Source organism: Intestinimonas sp., from assembly GCF_026169115.1.
Lineage (GTDB): Bacteria > Bacillota > Clostridia > Oscillospirales > Oscillospiraceae > Intestinimonas.
In genome coordinates this window covers 1-14,730 of the sequence record NZ_JAPFEA010000153.1, presented here as the reverse complement: position 1 = coordinate 14,730, position 14,730 = coordinate 1, and the positions used below count along the sequence as shown (strand labels likewise).

The window sequence follows — 14,730 nt, the reverse complement described above, 5'->3', positions numbered from 1 at the left end:
GTTACATCGCCTCCACTTCCGCCAGCCGGGCCTTCAGCTCGGCCATGGCCTGCTCATATTCCTCGTCGTTGGGGGCCTTGCCGTGCCAGCCGGCCTGGTTCTCCATATAGGAGACGTCCTTGCCCTTGACGGTCTTCATCACGATGGCGAAGGGGACGCCCTTCGTCTCCCGGGCCAGGGTAAAGGCGGCCTCCATGGCGTCAAAGTCGTGGCCGTCGATCTCAGCCACAGCAAAGCCGAAGGCCCGCAGCTTCTCGGGGATGGGATAGGGACTCATCACATCGGCAACATTACCGTCGATCTGGAGTCCATTGTTGTCGATGACCACACACAGGTTGTCCAGCTTGTAGTGGTGGGCAAACATCATGGCCTCCCAGACCTCGCCCTCCTGGATCTCACCGTCGCCCAGCAGGGTATAGACCCGGCAGGACTTGCCCTGATACTTGGCGGCCAGAGCCATACCGGCAGCGGCGGAGATCCCCTGTCCCAGGGAGCCGGTGGACATATCCACACCGGGGGTCTCATTCATATTGGGGTGGCCCTGGAGACGGCTGCCCAGGTGGCGCAGGGTCTTGAGCTCCTCCCAGGGGAAGAAGCCCCGGAGGGCCAGCGCGGCATACAGGCCAGGAGCAGTGTGGCCCTTGGAGAGGACAAAGCGGTCCCGGGCTTCCCACTGGGGATGCTCGGGGTCCACCTTCATCTCCTTAAAATAGAGGTAGGTGAAGAGCTCGGCAGCGGACAGGCTGCCGCCGGGGTGACCAGCCTTGGCGGAATGGGTCCCCTCAATGACACCCATGCGCACCCGGCAGGCCAGGGCCATGAGGCGTTTCTTTTCATCTGCGGTCATAGCGCGGCTCCTTTCATACTTCGTTTCCGGCACGCCTTATGGGAGACAACCGAAGCGGCCAGAGAATGGTGTGCTGATATTCCCCACCTCCGGCCGGCGGGACCGGAGGAATGTGAGGCCAATGGCAGGGCGGCTGGAAGGGCCCTGCGGCCAGCCGCCGTCAACTACTTTTAGTGGATATCCCGATCATATTGATTCTAAGATACACCCTGGAGCGCACTTTTTCAAGTATCATCGCGGCAAATTCCCCGTCAAACACCTGTCAGAGTGCCGTTCTAGCCCCTCTTACCACCGCCGGCGGCCCCGGTAGCCCCGATAACCGCCGCGGCGTCCGGCGGGCCGGAGGATGCGCCGCAGCAGCAGGACCACAAGGACCAGCACCAGGACCGCAGCGCCCAGGGCGGCAAGGGTGATCCAGCCGGGACTGCGCAACAGCTCCACCGGATTCCAGGACCGGGAGACCGTCTTCCGCCCCTCAGGGGCGGCATAGCGCGCCTCCACGGTGCCCATGCTCCGCAGGTAGGAGGCCAGAGCATACCACTCCTTGACCTCCGTCCCGTCGGGATTGTGAATGATATGGGCCTCCAGCTCCTCGATGGGCTGCCCCTTCTCATCCCGTGGGGTGATGGTCAGAAGGCCGAAGCTCTTTCCGTTCACCGTCCCCAACATCTGGCCGGAGTAGAGTCCGGTGACCACCCGATAGAGCTTGTCGTCCTGAATGGGGACCTCCGTTCCGTCGGGCAGGACCTGGGCGCAGTCGGTCACCTTGTCAAAGAGCATGCGATGGGGATTGAAGGACCACTTCATACCCCCGCCGTAGAGCTGGGCCGCCGACATGAGGGGCGTCACCGAGGCGTCCACCTCAAAGGCGTCCTTGAGCTCCCGTCCGGTGATATAGACCCCCACCAGGGGATAGCCCGGCGTACCGTCTGCGCCGGAGCCCAGGGAGGACACGTCAAAGGCGTCGGAGACGGTGACCTCCCCCTTGGCCAGAGAGGCCCGGACCACCCCGGAGGCCACCACTGCAAAGTCCACCGGCACATAGTCTGCCCCCTCCGCCTGCTCCACGGCGTAAATGTAGGAATCGGCGATGAGGTTTCCCAGGGCGTCCTCCTCCTGGACGGCGCCAAACTGGCCGATGGGCGTAAAGTCATGGGGATTTTCGCACAGGACCTGGTCAAAGGTGAGACCATAGCCGGAGAGATAGGTCTCATCCACCGTGCGCTGGAGTCGTCTGGTCAGGGCTTTCATGGCCGGGTCTTCGGCCACAGTCTCATCCACAGGGAGAAGCTGATGGTCTACCAGCTTTACTTTCCCATCTGCCTTGGACACGGTCAGCACACCCAGGTTCTGGGTATAGGCCCCGCAGGAGACGATGAGGGTATCGTTGACCTGGAGCGGCTCGTCCAGAGTGGTGTGGGTATGGCCGGAGACGATGACGTCGATGCCGTCCACCTCCTTGGCCAGCCGGTAATCCTCTCCCTTTCCAGACGCATCGGTCCCGCCATGGGAAAGGCAGATGATATAGTCCGGGTCCTCTTTCTCCCGGATCTCCACAACCACCCGTTTGGCGGCGTCAGCAACGGGCTCAAGCTCCATGCCCGACATGGGCGCGCAGTCGTCTGCGTCCTCCCCCAGCACGCCGAAGACCGCCACCCGCAGTCCGTCCCGCTCCAACACGGTATAGTCGGTCACCGGATAGTTCTCCAGGGCCGCCGTCAGGTCCGCCCCCGCTGACTGGTCCAGCGGCACAGTGTAGTTGGCCTGGACGATGGCAGGCAACGGGTCACCGCTGGCCTTGGCGGCTGTGAGCATATCGGTCAGCCCCTGCTGGCGGTAGTCGAACTCATGGTTGCCCAGGGTGGTCACATCATAGCCCATGGCCCCCAGCGCCCGGAGCTCCGGGGCGTCGGAGGCGTAGATGGTCTGGAAGAGGGAGCCCATGGAGAAGTCGCCCCCGTCCAGAGTAATCACAGTCCTCCCCTGCTCGACACCGGCCTGCCGCTGCTCCTTCAGCAGCGTGGCCAGCCGGACATAGCCGCCGTATTCCCCGCCCTCCTCGTCGTCAGCCGGCAGAAAGTGGTCATGGGTGTCGTGGGTGAACAGGATGGTCAATTCTCCCGGCGTCTGCGCCGCAGCAAGGGCGGCCGGCATGCCCGCGCCCAGAAGCATGAGCATGCTCAGTATCAGGACAAACATGGAACGGAGGTATCTCATATCTGTCTCTCCTTCCCCAGTTAAGATCGTTCCTTCTGGTAGCATAGCATGAAACCGGAAGAATCGCAAGGGCAGGACCCGCCTCCCCCTAACCCTCCTCCAGCTGGAAGATCTCCTCCACAGGGGTCTCCAGCAGCCGGGCCAGGCGCATAGCCAGGGCCAAGGATGGATCATACTTGTCGTTCTCCATGGCAATGATGGTCTGGCGGCTCACCCCCAACAGCATCGCCACATCCTCCTGCCGCAGGCCCCTGGCCTTGCGGAGGGCCTTGATACAGTTCTTCATCCCAGCACCAGCCAGGTCCCAATCGTCAAAAGCAGCGCCAGAAGGAAAAGGGCAGGCAGGAAAACACGCAGAAATCCCCCGGTCAGTTCTTTTTCCTCCTCACTGCCGGAAAGGGCCTTATGCCGATAGTAAAACTGGGAGCCAATGAGCACCAGCACAGCGGTGGTCAGGAGCAGGCTGGGCGTGTTGTCCAAAGGCACATGCTCCCGGATGGTGCGCAGGCTGCTGTGCAGGCTCCAGAGCACCAGAAAGATCACCATATAAAGGAGCGTGTTGCGCTGGGCTTTGAGGGCGATGAGCCGCTCCATCTCGTCCATTTTTCGGAAGCCCAGCTTTTCCAACCATTTTTTCATTGGGATACACCTCCAAAATGTCTAACTTTCTTTACATTCAGAGGATACCTCTGTTTCTGCAAAAAGTCAAGATCTTTTTACATTTTGGGAACAGGAAGCGCCCCTCCTCTATACAAAGAGGAGGGGCGCTTCCCTTCTTACAGCTGCTCCAGTTTTTCCCGCAGGGTCTGATGGACCACCTGGGGAGACGCCTGGCCCTTGAGCTCCCGCATGACCTGACCCACCAGGAAGCCGAACGCCTTTTCCTTCCCGGCCCTGAAATCCTGGACGGACTTGGCGTTGGCGGCCAGGACCCGCTCCACCGCCCCGCCCACCAGTCCGGCGTCGGCGACCTGCTCCAGGCCGTGGGCCTTCACATAGGCGTCCACGTCGCCGTCGTCCGAAAAAACGGCGTCAAAGACTCTGACCGCGGTGTTCCGGTTGAGTGTGCCCGTCTGGACCAACTCAATGAGCCGGGCCAGCGTTCCAGGGGTGAGGGCCATGTCCCCAGCCTCCAGGCCGTCGGCGGAAAGCCGGCGCAGGACCTCGCCCATGATCCAGTTGGCGGCCTGCTTGGGCGGGGCGCCCAGGGCCACCACGCTTTCAAAGAACTCCGCCAGGGCCTTCTGGCTGGTGAGCATTTGGGTATCATAGACGGGCAGGCCCCAGTCCGCCTGGTACCGGGCCATCCTGGCCTCGGCCAGCTCGGGCTGCTCCCTCCGAAGACGCTCCAGGTCGTCCTCACCGATCTCCAGGGGCAGAAGGTCCGGCTCCGGAAAGTAGCGGTAGTCCTGGGCGTTCTCCTTGGAGCGCATGGCAAAGGTGGCATCCTTGTTCTCGTCCCAGCGGCGGGTCTCCTGGACCACCCGTCCGCCCTCCTCCAGCAGTTCGATCTGCCGTTTGGCCTCATACTCAATGGAGCGGGCGATGGCCTTGAAGGAGTTGAGGTTCTTCATCTCGGTGCGGGTGCCCAGCTCGGCGGAGCCCACGGGGCGCACGGAGAGGTTCACATCGCAGCGCAGGGAGCCCTCCTGCATCTTGCAGTCGGAGACCCCAAGGTACTGGAGGACAGAGCGCAGCTTTTCCAGATAGGCGATGACCTCCTCCCCCGAGCGGAAATCGGGCTCGGTGACGATCTCGATGAGGGGGACGCCGCAGCGGTTGTAGTCGCACCGGGTCTGGTCGAGCCAGGGATCGTGGACCAGCTTTCCTGCATCCTCCTCCATGTGGAGCTCGTGAATGCGGATGGTCTTGCAGCCGCCACCCTCCAGAGAGATGCTCACCGCTCCGTTCCGGGCGATGGGCAGGTAGAGCTGGGAAATCTGGTAGGCTTTGGGCAGATCAGGGTAGAAGTAGTTCTTCCGGTCAAATTTGCTGGATCGGGTGATGTCGCAGCCCAGGGCCAGACCGGCCTTCACGGCATACTCCACCACCTTCTCGTTGAGCACCGGCAGGGCGCCGGGCATGCCCATGCACACCGGGCAGCAGTGGGTGTTGGGCGCGCCGCCGAACTCGGTGGTGCAGGCACAGAAGATCTTGGTCTTGGTGGAGAGCTCCACGTGGGTCTCCAGTCCGATGACAGTTTCCCAGATCATTGGACCGACGCCTCCTTTCCGGTGGGGCTTTGTCTGTGATAATCGGTGTCCAGTTGGAAGGCATGGGCGGCGCCCAGGACCTTGGCCTCCCCCAGGGCGGGACCGATGAGCTGGGCCCCGATGGGTAGACCCTTCCTGTCAAAGCCGCAGGGCATGGACAGCCCCGGCAGTCCGGCCAAATTCAATGGAACGGTATAGATATCTGAGAGGTACATTCTGAGAGGGTCCCCCAGGCTATCCCCCAGCCTGGGGGCGGTGGTGGGGGCCACCGGGGTGAGGAGCAGATCATAGTACTCAAAGGCCCTGTCATAGGCTCCTTTGATGAGGGCCTTGACCTGGAGCGCCTTTTTGTAATAGGCGTCGTAGTAGCCGGCGGAGAGGACGAAGGTCCCCAGCAGGATGCGCCGCTTGACCTCGGCGCCGAAACCCTGGGTGCGGGTCGCCTCGTAGAGGTCAGTCAGGCCCTCATAGCCCTCGGCCCGCCAGCCGTACTTGACGCCGTCAAACCGGGACAGGTTGGAACTGGCCTCGGCGGCGGCAATGATATAATAGGCAGGCACCACATACTTCATCATGGGGAAGGAAAAGGTCTCCACCACGGCCCCCCGGTCCTTGAGGACTTCCGCAGCGGAGAGAACGGCGGACCGTACCTCCCCGTCTAGGCCGTCGCCGAAGCAATCGGCAGGCAGACCCACCCGCAGTCCCCGCAGATCTCCGTTGAGCCCTGCTGTCAGACCATCCCAGCCGGCGTCCAAGCTGGTGCCGTCCCGGCGGTCCTTCCCCGCCATCAGCTCCAGCACGGCGGCACAGTCGGCGGCAGACCGGGCCAGAGGCCCCATCTGGTCCAGGGAGGAGGCGTAGGCGACCAGCCCATACCGGCTCACAGCGCCGTAGGTAGGCTTGAGCCCGGTGACGCCGCAGTAAGAGGCGGGCTGACGGATGGAGCCGCCGGTATCTGAGCCAACGGCATACCAGCACTCCCCTGCCGCCACGGCGGCGGCGCTGCCGCCGGAGGACCCGCCCGGGACCCGGTCCAGGTCCCAGGGGTTCCGGGTGGGGCCGTAGTAAGAGGTCTCCGAGGTGGAACCCATAGCAAACTCGTCCATGTTCAGCTTGCCCAGCAGCACCCCGCCGGCGGCCTTGAGCCGTTCTGCCGCCGTGGCGTCGTAGGGTGGCGTGAAGTCCCCCAAGATCCGGGAGGCACAGGTGGTGGGCACCCCTTTGGTGCAGATGTTGTCCTTGAGGGCCATGGGCACCCCGGCCAGGGGGGAGAGCCTCTCCCCCGCCGCCAGGCGTTTTTCCACGTGGTTGGCCTGGGCCAGAACCTGCTCCTCGTCCAGGCAGATGATGAAGGCGTTGTTCCGGTCCTGCTCCGCCGCCACGCGGTCCAGAGCGGCCCGGGCGGCCTGGGTGGGCGTGACCTCCCCCTTTTGAATGAGTCCGCCCAGCTCCAGGGCGGTATATTCCAAAAGTTCCATTTTCGCTCCCCCTTATTCCACTGTCCTGGGCACCAGGAAGGCCGCTTCGTCAGTCACCGGTGAATTGGCCAGCAGTTCCGCCCGGTCCCCGGAGGGCTCCACCTCGTCGGGCCGCATCACGTTTTTCAAGGGGAAGACGTGGCTCATGGGCTCCACGCCCTCGGTGTTCAGACCATTCAGTACGTCCATATAGGCCAGGAGCTGTTCCAGCTCGCCGGTCATTCTTGTCTTCTCCGCCTGGGGCAGCTTCAGTCGGGCCAGAGCGGAGATGTAATCTACCATCTCTTCTGTAATTTTCATTCTAAAACCTCCGTCTCATGGTTCCAGCCGGCTCAGGTCCCGGGGAAACAGACTGGCACAGCGTACGTTGTCCAGGCCGCACAGCTGCATGGTCAGCCGCTCCAGCCCGATGCCCAGGCCGCCGTGGGGCGGCATGCCGTGCCTGTGGATCATAAGGTAGCTCCCAAATTCCGCCGGGTCCATACCCAGCTTCTCCAGCTTGGCCACCTGTTGTCCATAGTCGTGGATACGCTGTCCGCCGGTGGTGACCTCCATCCCCCGGAACAGGAGGTCAAAGGAGAGGGTGTATCTGGGGTCGTCCGGGTCGTCCATGGCGTAGAAGGGCCGCTTCCTCCCCGGGTAGTGGGTGACAAAGACAAAGTCGCTGCCCCACTCCTCCCGGGCATAGCGCCCGATGGCGTGCTCCTCCTCCGGCTCCAGGTCATAGGGGTCCCGGATCTGGTAGCCGTACTTCTCCGCCGCCAGGCGCTTGGCCTCGTCGAAGCGGATGGCAGGGATCTCCGTTACCTCCGGAATGTCGATATCCAACCGGGCCGCATCGCCGGCATACTCCCGCCTCAGCAGGTCCATGGCGTACCGGAGAAAGCCTGTTTCCATTTCCATCACGTCGGTGAAGGACCGGAGAAAGCCCATCTCGAAGTCCATGGAGGTGTACTCGTTGAGATGCCGGGTAGTGGCGTGCTTCTCCGCCCGGAAGACAGGGGCCACCTCATAGACCCGCTCAAAAGCGCCCACCATGGTCTGCTTGTAGAACTGGGGGGACTGGGCCAGGAAGGCTTTTCGCCCAAAATAGTCCAGCCGGAAAATGTTGGGGCCGCCCTCCGCCCCAGCGTGGACGATCTTGGGGGTGTGGACCTCGGTGAAGCCCTCCTTTTGGAGATACTCCCGAAAGGCCCGGCTCAGGCCGGCCTGGATACGGAAAATGCTGCGCGCCCGCAGGTGGCGCAAGAGGACTGGCCGCAGGCCCAGCTCGGTGTCCAGGTTGACGTTGAGCCTGGCCTTGGCCACCGGCACCGGCATGGGCTCCGCCGGCCGGGAGAGGACCTCCACCGACTCGGCGGCAAGCTCCACCCCGCCGGGGGCCCGAGTCTCCTCCCGCAGAGCGCCGGACACCGTCACGGCAGACTCCTCCGGGACCCCCGCCAGGTCCAGGCCGCTGCACACACACTGGAGCAGGCCGTCCCGGAGCCGCAGCTTCAAAAACGTGAGACCACCGCCCACAGGCCGCTTTACATGGACCATACCGGAGACTTGAACGGTCTGGTTTCGCCGTCCGCCCTCCAGGAGGTCATTGTATGCCGGCCCTCCGCACATTCTGGTCCCATTGATGAATTCCATACCGTTCACGTCCTTTCTTTTTTCGTGGGCGGGACCCGTCGAAGGATAAAAAAACGTCCCGGAGCTGTCTGCAACAGCTTCGGGACGGAATGCTCCGCGGTACCACCCAAAGATTGCCGTCTCTCTATGGAAACGGCCCCTTTTTCCCCTTAACGCGGGAAGACGTGGGCCCCTCCCCTGCCGGTCGCAGGCTCGAAACCCCGGCTCACAAGTGTTGCGTCTCCCCATCCTGCCGGACCGGGCTCTCAGTCGGTGACCCGGATTCTCTGGCGGCCCTCACGGGGGACGGTCTCGTTCATCGCCTTTGTTGGACGTAGTATATGCGCTTTCCATCAAAATGTCAACTCCCACTTTTCTGCCTTCTCCTGTCTCCGGCGAACCGGCAGAGCAGGTCTCTGTCGATTCCATCCTGTGTTGATTGGAGCAAGAGAATATGATAAAATAGATTTTGACATGATGAGCGCATAAAAGCATGCGAATGATTTCATTTTCAGGAGGGATACCTATGAATCGCTTTCAGAAAATTTATCAGCAAGGCACCATCGATGTAATCGAGATTTGGGTCGATACACAAACCGGCGTGAACTATGTCTTTCACCGGAACGGCAATGCGGCAGGATTCACTCCGTTGCTTGATAAAGAGGGAAAGCCCGTCGTAACTCCCTAAAGCGCAGTCCCCTGTTTGCCGCCCCACGGCGGTCTGAATGGATCTCTCTCCGTCGAATTCGACCTGGAGGGAAACTTTTTGTCCCGAAATAAAATGGTGTTTTCTGTCGAAATGGGTTTTGATCGCCGGTCTTTTGCTATGCATTGCATCGCAAAATTGTCCATGTGCCGCTTTCAGCGGCACGGCCATGCAATCAAAGCGCATGGGCCGGGACGGCCCATATGCGCATAAACTTCATGCGCCACAAGCCTTTGCCCGTTTTCGTGGTGCGCTCTTGGCGCATGAAGTTTTATACTATACTGCTGGTACGCAATTTATCTGGGAAAGAGGCGTTATGCTCATGCTCAACTGGAACGATCTGGAGACCGCCTGCACCGGCTGCCGAAACTGCTCCCTCTGTGAGACGCGCCATCATGTGGTCTTCGGCGAGGGGCTCCGCACCGCCGACGTCATGTTCATCGGCGAGGGCCCCGGCGAGCAGGAGGATCGCACTGGCCGCCCCTTCGTGGGGCGGGCCGGCCAATTTTTGGACGAGATGCTCTCCATCATCGACCTGGACCGCTCCCGCTACTTCATCGGCAACATGGTCAAGTGCCGTCCTCCCCAAAACCGCGATCCCCTCAACACCGAAATTGAGGCATGTATCGGTTATCTCCGCAACCAGGTGGCTTTGATCCGACCCAAGATCATTGTCTGTCTGGGCCGCATCGCCGCCATACGGCTCATCCGTGAGGACTTCAAGATCACCCGTGAGCACGGCCAGTGGGTGGAAAAAGCCGGGGTCCACATGATGGCCATGTACCACCCCTCCGCCCTCCTCCGGGACCCCCGGAAACGTCCCGAGGCATTCGAGGACCTGAAAGCCCTCCAGGCCAAGATCTGGGAGGTCTGTCCGGAGACCTATGCAGGGATCACCCCGCTGGGGCGCAGCGCCGGGAGGCCCCAGCCGTGAAGCGTCCCGCCGTCCAGATGTCTGAGACCTATTTCCTGGGCGCGCTGCTCACGGTGGGCGGTGGGTTTCTGGACGCCTACACCTACTTTACCCGGGGTGGGGTCTTTTCCAATGCCCAGACCGGGAACCTGGTACTGCTGGCCATCCGCCTTGCCCAGGGGGACCTGACCGCCCTCCCCCGCTATCTGCCGCCCATCCTGGCCTTTGCCCTGGGCGTCGTGGCCGCCGAGCTGATCCGGGACAGACTCCACACTTCCCGCACCCTCCACTGGAGGCAGGCAGTGGTCGCCCTGGAGGCCCTGATCCTTCTGGTTACTGCCTTTCTGCCCCAGGGCCCTTGGGACGCTGCCGTCAATGTGACCGTCTCCTTCGTCTGCGCCATGCAGGTGGAGACCTTCCGAAAAATCCGGGGCAACGCCCTGGCCACCACCATGTGTACCGGCAACCTGCGCAGCGGCACCGAACTCCTCTATCATGGTCTCCGGAGCCGGGACACCGCCGCCCTCAAGCGCAGCCTCCAGTATTACGGGATCATCCTCTGTTTCCTTCTGGGCGGCGCGCTGGGAGTCTGGACCACCGATCTGCTGGCCGAACGGGCCATCCTCCTCTGCTGCGCCCTGCTGGGCGTCATCTTTCTGTCCATGTTTCGCACCCCGGAGGAGGATAAATGACCGCTTTTTACACAAAAATGTGCCCGGACCGACTGGTCCGGGCACATTTTATTTCCCACTGTTCTCTCCTTCCGGTCCGCCGCGTTCTTCCTCCGACCGATGGTCGGGAAGAACGGCATTGACGCCGAAGGCAATGGCCACCCCCACCACCGTCTCAATGATCCGGGCGGCGGCGTAGTAATACCGCTCCACCCCCACCATGTCGTTGATAAGGATCACGCAGGGTACGATGCAGGCCATGCCGCAGGCGGTGGGCCGCTTGATGAGCAGACAGCACCAGATCCCCGCCACACAGACCAGGCCCAGAATAATGGTCTTCACCAGCGGATGCCGAGCAGCCTCCCCCAGAGAGAGGGCCAGGACGCCCAAAATGCCGCCCACAGCCACCCCGATAAACCGGGAGATCCCCTGCTGCATGGTCTGTCCCAGCGAGCTCTGCATGCAAACCACGCAGGCGATGCAGGCATACATGGGGCCGATCTGCCCCAATACACCGCCCAACTCCTCCCGATAGAGAAGGCCGAAGGGCACAAAAACCAGATAAGAGAGCATGACGGCCACCGCCGTCTTCACAGTACGCATCCCCACGCCGGGGAGCCTCATGGTCCCGCCTCTCCTGTTCAGAACGGCAATCCCAATCCCCCGGTGATCTGCCCCATGGCGGAGGCCGCATCGGAGGAAGCGGTACGCATGGCCTCGTTCACCGCCGCCACGATGAGGTCTTGGAGCATCTCCACATCGTCGGGATCCACGGCCTCCGGGTCGATGGTGATGCTCCTGAGCTCATGCTTGCCGCTCACCGTGGCAGAGACCACGCCGCCGCCCGCCTGAGCGGTATACTCCTTGGTCTCCAGCTCGGCCTGCATCTTCTGCATGTCCTGCTGCATCTTCTGGGCCTGCTTAATCATGTTCATGTTGATGCCGCCGCCCATGCCGCCCATACCGCGGCTGCCAAATCCCTTTGCCATAATCGGTCACTCCTTGATGGTAATATTGTCAAATCGCTGGCCCATAGCCAACAGGTCATCCAGCTTGTCGTGCACCGGCTCCGCCTCCCCTGCGGGCGCCTTCCCCACCTTGGCCTGGATGCGCACCGGTCCGCCCAGTCGGGCCTGAGCCAGGGTGCGGATGGTCTCCATCACCGCCGGACGGCTCACCACGCCCTTTACCAGCTCATCGTCCACCCACAGCGTGAGGACGCCGCCCTCCAGGACCCCCTGGACCATACCTGCATTTCCCAGGAAAGACCAGGCATTCCGGGGCACCTTATCCTTCAGCGCCGGGACAAGTCCCTTCCAGAAGCTGCCGTCCGGGGTCGGAGCGGCCATCGGCTTGGCCGCCTCACTTTGCTGGGGCGCTTCCGGCGCTGCCGGCGGCGAAGCGGCAGCCAAAACTGGTTGTTCCGCCACTGTCTGAGGCTGCGCCGGCATTTTTTTACTGACAAGCACTTCTGCTTTCTGGCTATTGGAATTTATCGCTTTTTTCTGCTCTTCTTCGCTAGAGTTCTGTAATGTAAAATTACTTTGCATCGTTTGCAGGGGCGCCCCGGCTGAGAGCTGCTGCTCCACCCGGTCCAGCCGGGCAGAAAGGGCTTGAACACTCTCGTCCAGCCGCTCATCGCACAGCCGAAGCAGACAAAGCTCGGCGTCGGTGCGGCGGTTGCTGCTCCGGGGCAAATCGGCCAGGACCCCCTGGAGCACAGTCAGCATCCACACCAACCTGGGCGCGGTAAAGCTCTCTGAGAGTCCCCGCATGGTCGTCTCGTCCCAGTTTCCGCTGAGAAGCGCGCCGCCGGAACGCGGCGCCGTCTTTCGGATCAGGAGATCACGGCCCAGGGCGGAGAGCTCCCCCAACACCGTGGAAATATCCTTTCCGCCGCTGTATAGCCGTGCCAGGTCCTCCAGGGCCCCCTGGCTGTCCCGCAGCGCGATCCGCTCCATGAGCCGGGCCGATTCCAGATTCCCTGCCAGGCCCAGGGCGTCCAGGATGCGCCCCTCGTCCACCGTTCCAGTGGTGCCGGCACACTGGTCCAGCAGAGAGAGCGCATCCCGCAGGCCGCCGTCTGCCAGCCGTGCCAGCAGGCCCGCTCCCTCCTGGGTGAGCTGGATGCCCTCCTGCTCGGCTACGTAGCGGAGCCGTACAGAGATGTCTCCCGGCAAGATCCGCTGAAAGGAAAACTGCTGACAGCGGGATTTGATGGTGGCCGGGACCTTGTGGAGCTCGGTGGTCGCCAAAATGAACATCAGGTGCTCTGGCGGCTCCTCCAGGATCTTCAGCAGCGCATTGAAGGCCGCTGTGGACAGCATGTGGACCTCGTCCACAATATAGACCCGCTTGCGGACGGCAGCCGGGGTGTAGACCGCCTCGTCCCGGAGGGCGCGGACCTGGTCCACACCATTGTTAGAGGCCGCGTCTAACTCCAGCACATCCAGAATAGAACCGTTTTCGATCCCCTGGCAGGCGTCACACTGATTGCAAGGGTTCCCATCCACGGGGTGCTCGCAGTTGACGGCCCTGGCCAGGATTTTGGCGCAGGTGGTCTTTCCGGTGCCGCGGGTACCAGTGAAGAGGTACGCATGAGAGAGCCGTCCGGCAGATACCTGCCGCTTGAGCGTCTCCGTGATATGGGTCTGGCCCACCACATCATCAAAGGTGCGCGGCCGCCATTTTCGGTAGAGCGCCTGGTACATGCCCATTCCTCCATAAAACAGCAAGAGAGGGACGCGGTTGCGCCGTGCCCCTCCCTCTCTATCCGACTTCTTCCGACGCAGAACAAGACCGCACACCGGCCTTTGAATACCATCCTATGTCCGTAACCCCGGCAGCCAGCTCAAAAACGGCAACCCTGCGGCACACGGAAGGGTCCGCTTAATGCTGCTCGGTTCCCCGCCTGACATGGTTCACGGGTTTCCGTTGCGCAGGACCGATCTATCATCGCCGCTTACCGGGGGCAGACGACACAGCACAGCTCCGGGGGCCGGGATTCATCCCTGCTTTAGCGGGTTGCAGGTACAGGGCACCGCTATCTCCCCAACTAGTGCGGTCTTGCTCCGCGCCGGACCCCGTCTGGGCCCAGCAAAGTCGGTATAGGGTATTGTACTACACTTTTCGCGATTTATCAATCCTGTTTTTTTACTCTGGAAAAAAGACTTGCAAATGAGAGGAAACCATATCCTTCATGAGCAAGCGTATAATACAGAATATGACATATCGGCAATCCCTGATGAAATATGCGGAGAAATACGGCGTCAGCCGTACCTCTTGGAAATACAACAGGAGCCGGTCGTACATCTGCTTCTGGAAGGCCCGTTGGGACAAAACAGTGATGTCCTTAGCCTGCCAACCTAGGTGGCCCCACAGTCACCCCAACCAGCACACAGAAGCAGAACTCAAGCTGAGTCGGGACATACGCTGCCGCGATCCTGGCCTTGGTGTAGTGAAGTTGTGGCACCGCCTGCGCCTGTTCCAATACACCGCCATTGATGAGTTCACCCGCCTGCGCTTTCTGGCTGCCTATCCTGAGCAGACCACCTACTCTTCTGCCGACTTTTTGAAACGGCTGGTCAAGTGGTATGTCCGCCGGGGCATCCGGGTGGAGTGTTTCCAGACTGACAGCGGTTTTGAGTTCACCAACCGTTTTTCTAAAAGCAAGCGAGACCTGAGTACTCTGTTTGAGACCACTGCTGCCCAGCTCGCGGCACATGTTACAAGCTCGTGCGTTCCTATACGCCCCGGCACAACGCTGAGGAGAGCAACCGCCAGCATAAGGCGTTGCGATTCTGAATCAAGGAGAAGAAAAAGGTAGGCACCGGACTGAGTAGTCACGGTGCCTGCAACCTTGAGCAGTGGTCAGATTTTTTCCCTGTCTGTGGTAAAATTGTGGTCAAACGAAAAATCACCGCCAATTTGAACTGAACCAGTAAAAACGGACAGTGACAAAATACCCCCTGATGTAGGAAAATAGACTACATCAGGGGGTATCGTTATGCGGAAACGAAATTACACACAGGTTCAGGGGCTGCTGCCGGAAATCAAAGTCATGCTGTC

The 14,730-nt window shown here is 61.5% G+C and carries 15 protein-coding genes and 1 other RNA gene; 3 read left to right on the top strand and 13 right to left on the bottom strand.

Features of this window, described 5'->3' with window-relative positions; genetic code table 11:
- Position 1 precedes the first annotated feature (1 nt).
- From Q0Y09_RS12655 to aspS, 8 genes are all read right to left on the bottom strand, one after another.
- Positions 2–847 (bottom strand): transketolase, encoded by an 846-nt coding sequence (locus tag Q0Y09_RS12655; protein ID WP_297722377.1) that lies wholly within the window; start codon positions 845–847, stop codon positions 2–4.
- A 285-nt stretch (positions 848–1,132) separates the two neighbouring features.
- A complete protein-coding gene (locus tag Q0Y09_RS12650) occupies positions 1,133–3,064 on the bottom strand; it encodes a bifunctional UDP-sugar hydrolase/5'-nucleotidase (protein ID WP_297722374.1) in 1,932 nt (643 codons plus the stop codon).
- 88 nt (positions 3,065–3,152) lie between these two features.
- Complete coding sequence (locus Q0Y09_RS12645; protein WP_297722371.1) at positions 3,153–3,350, bottom strand: helix-turn-helix transcriptional regulator; 198 nt, start codon at positions 3,348–3,350, stop codon at positions 3,153–3,155.
- Positions 3,347–3,703: a hypothetical protein gene (locus tag Q0Y09_RS12640; protein ID WP_297722369.1), complete on the bottom strand. Its 357-nt coding sequence runs from the start codon at positions 3,701–3,703 to the stop codon at positions 3,347–3,349. The genes Q0Y09_RS12645 and Q0Y09_RS12640 overlap by 4 nt, the downstream gene beginning before the upstream one ends.
- A 137-nt stretch (positions 3,704–3,840) precedes the next feature.
- On the bottom strand, positions 3,841–5,277 hold the full coding sequence (gene gatB / locus Q0Y09_RS12635; RefSeq protein ID WP_297722366.1) for an Asp-tRNA(Asn)/Glu-tRNA(Gln) amidotransferase subunit GatB: 1,437 nt from the start codon (positions 5,275–5,277) through the stop codon (positions 3,841–3,843).
- Entirely contained in the window at positions 5,274–6,755 is a 1,482-nt protein-coding gene (gatA, locus tag Q0Y09_RS12630) for an Asp-tRNA(Asn)/Glu-tRNA(Gln) amidotransferase subunit GatA (RefSeq protein WP_297722363.1), read from the bottom strand. Before gatA ends, gatB begins: the two co-directional genes overlap by 4 nt.
- Before the next feature lie 12 nt (positions 6,756–6,767).
- The gene (gene gatC, locus Q0Y09_RS12625; protein ID WP_297722360.1) at positions 6,768–7,055 is read right to left on the bottom strand and encodes an Asp-tRNA(Asn)/Glu-tRNA(Gln) amidotransferase subunit GatC; all 288 of its coding nucleotides are present in this window, start codon (positions 7,053–7,055) and stop codon (positions 6,768–6,770) included.
- A gap of 15 nt (positions 7,056–7,070) precedes the next feature.
- A complete protein-coding gene (gene aspS / locus Q0Y09_RS12620) occupies positions 7,071–8,393 on the bottom strand; it encodes an aspartate--tRNA(Asn) ligase (RefSeq protein WP_297722357.1) in 1,323 nt (440 codons plus the stop codon).
- A gap of 505 nt (positions 8,394–8,898) precedes the next feature.
- On the opposite strand from aspS, the gene Q0Y09_RS12615 reads away from it, so the two are divergent.
- The 3 genes from Q0Y09_RS12615 (at position 8,899) to Q0Y09_RS12605 (ending at position 10,683) form a co-directional block, all read left to right on the top strand.
- Entirely contained in the window at positions 8,899–9,060 is a 162-nt protein-coding gene (locus tag Q0Y09_RS12615) for a DUF6440 family protein (RefSeq protein WP_297722354.1), read from the top strand.
- Between the two features lie 340 nt (positions 9,061–9,400).
- Positions 9,401–10,012, top strand: a complete 612-nt coding sequence (locus Q0Y09_RS12610; protein ID WP_297722350.1) for a uracil-DNA glycosylase — start codon at positions 9,401–9,403, stop codon at positions 10,010–10,012.
- Entirely contained in the window at positions 10,009–10,683 is a 675-nt protein-coding gene (locus Q0Y09_RS12605) for a YoaK family protein (protein ID WP_317380333.1), read from the top strand. Before Q0Y09_RS12610 ends, Q0Y09_RS12605 begins: the two co-directional genes overlap by 4 nt.
- Positions 10,684–10,731: 48 nt before the next feature.
- Here the strand turns inward: Q0Y09_RS12605 and Q0Y09_RS12600 are convergent, their stop codons facing one another.
- The 5 genes from Q0Y09_RS12600 to Q0Y09_RS12580 form a co-directional block, all read right to left on the bottom strand.
- Positions 10,732–11,286, bottom strand: a complete 555-nt coding sequence (locus Q0Y09_RS12600) for an FUSC family protein (RefSeq protein ID WP_297722348.1) — start codon at positions 11,284–11,286, stop codon at positions 10,732–10,734.
- Between the two features lie 17 nt (positions 11,287–11,303).
- Positions 11,304–11,651 (bottom strand): YbaB/EbfC family nucleoid-associated protein, encoded by a 348-nt coding sequence (locus Q0Y09_RS12595; RefSeq protein ID WP_297722345.1) that lies wholly within the window; start codon positions 11,649–11,651, stop codon positions 11,304–11,306.
- A 6-nt stretch (positions 11,652–11,657) separates the two neighbouring features.
- Positions 11,658–13,373 carry a DNA polymerase III subunit gamma/tau gene (dnaX, locus tag Q0Y09_RS12590; RefSeq protein ID WP_297722342.1) on the bottom strand — a complete coding sequence of 572 codons (1,716 nt, stop codon included), beginning with the start codon at positions 13,371–13,373 and terminating at the stop codon, positions 11,658–11,660.
- Between the two features lie 88 nt (positions 13,374–13,461).
- Positions 13,462–13,726, bottom strand: an RNA gene (gene ffs, locus Q0Y09_RS12585) — signal recognition particle sRNA large type.
- A 288-nt stretch (positions 13,727–14,014) separates the two neighbouring features.
- Positions 14,015–14,386: a hypothetical protein gene (locus Q0Y09_RS12580; RefSeq protein WP_297722340.1), complete on the bottom strand. Its 372-nt coding sequence runs from the start codon at positions 14,384–14,386 to the stop codon at positions 14,015–14,017.
- Positions 14,387–14,730 lie beyond the last annotated feature (344 nt).

Coding starts and splice junctions, on each gene's coding strand:
- Q0Y09_RS12655 (WP_297722377.1), bottom strand. CDS start 847: ATGACCGCAGATGAAAAGAAACGCCTCATGGCCCTGGCCTGCCGGGTG.
- Q0Y09_RS12650 (WP_297722374.1), bottom strand. CDS start 3,064: ATGAGATACCTCCGTTCCATGTTTGTCCTGATACTGAGCATGCTCATG.
- Q0Y09_RS12645 (WP_297722371.1), bottom strand. CDS start 3,350: ATGAAGAACTGTATCAAGGCCCTCCGCAAGGCCAGGGGCCTGCGGCAG.
- Q0Y09_RS12640 (WP_297722369.1), bottom strand. CDS start 3,703: ATGAAAAAATGGTTGGAAAAGCTGGGCTTCCGAAAAATGGACGAGATG.
- gatB (WP_297722366.1), bottom strand. CDS start 5,277: ATGATCTGGGAAACTGTCATCGGACTGGAGACCCACGTGGAGCTCTCC.
- gatA (WP_297722363.1), bottom strand. CDS start 6,755: ATGGAACTTTTGGAATATACCGCCCTGGAGCTGGGCGGACTCATTCAA.
- gatC (WP_297722360.1), bottom strand. CDS start 7,055: ATGAAAATTACAGAAGAGATGGTAGATTACATCTCCGCTCTGGCCCGA.
- aspS (WP_297722357.1), bottom strand. CDS start 8,393: ATGGAATTCATCAATGGGACCAGAATGTGCGGAGGGCCGGCATACAAT.
- Q0Y09_RS12615 (WP_297722354.1), top strand. CDS start 8,899: ATGAATCGCTTTCAGAAAATTTATCAGCAAGGCACCATCGATGTAATC.
- Q0Y09_RS12610 (WP_297722350.1), top strand. CDS start 9,401: ATGCTCAACTGGAACGATCTGGAGACCGCCTGCACCGGCTGCCGAAAC.
- Q0Y09_RS12600 (WP_297722348.1), bottom strand. CDS start 11,286: ATGAGGCTCCCCGGCGTGGGGATGCGTACTGTGAAGACGGCGGTGGCC.
- Q0Y09_RS12595 (WP_297722345.1), bottom strand. CDS start 11,651: ATGGCAAAGGGATTTGGCAGCCGCGGTATGGGCGGCATGGGCGGCGGC.
- dnaX (WP_297722342.1), bottom strand. CDS start 13,373: ATGTACCAGGCGCTCTACCGAAAATGGCGGCCGCGCACCTTTGATGAT.
- Q0Y09_RS12580 (WP_297722340.1), bottom strand. CDS start 14,386: ATGTGCCGCGAGCTGGGCAGCAGTGGTCTCAAACAGAGTACTCAGGTC.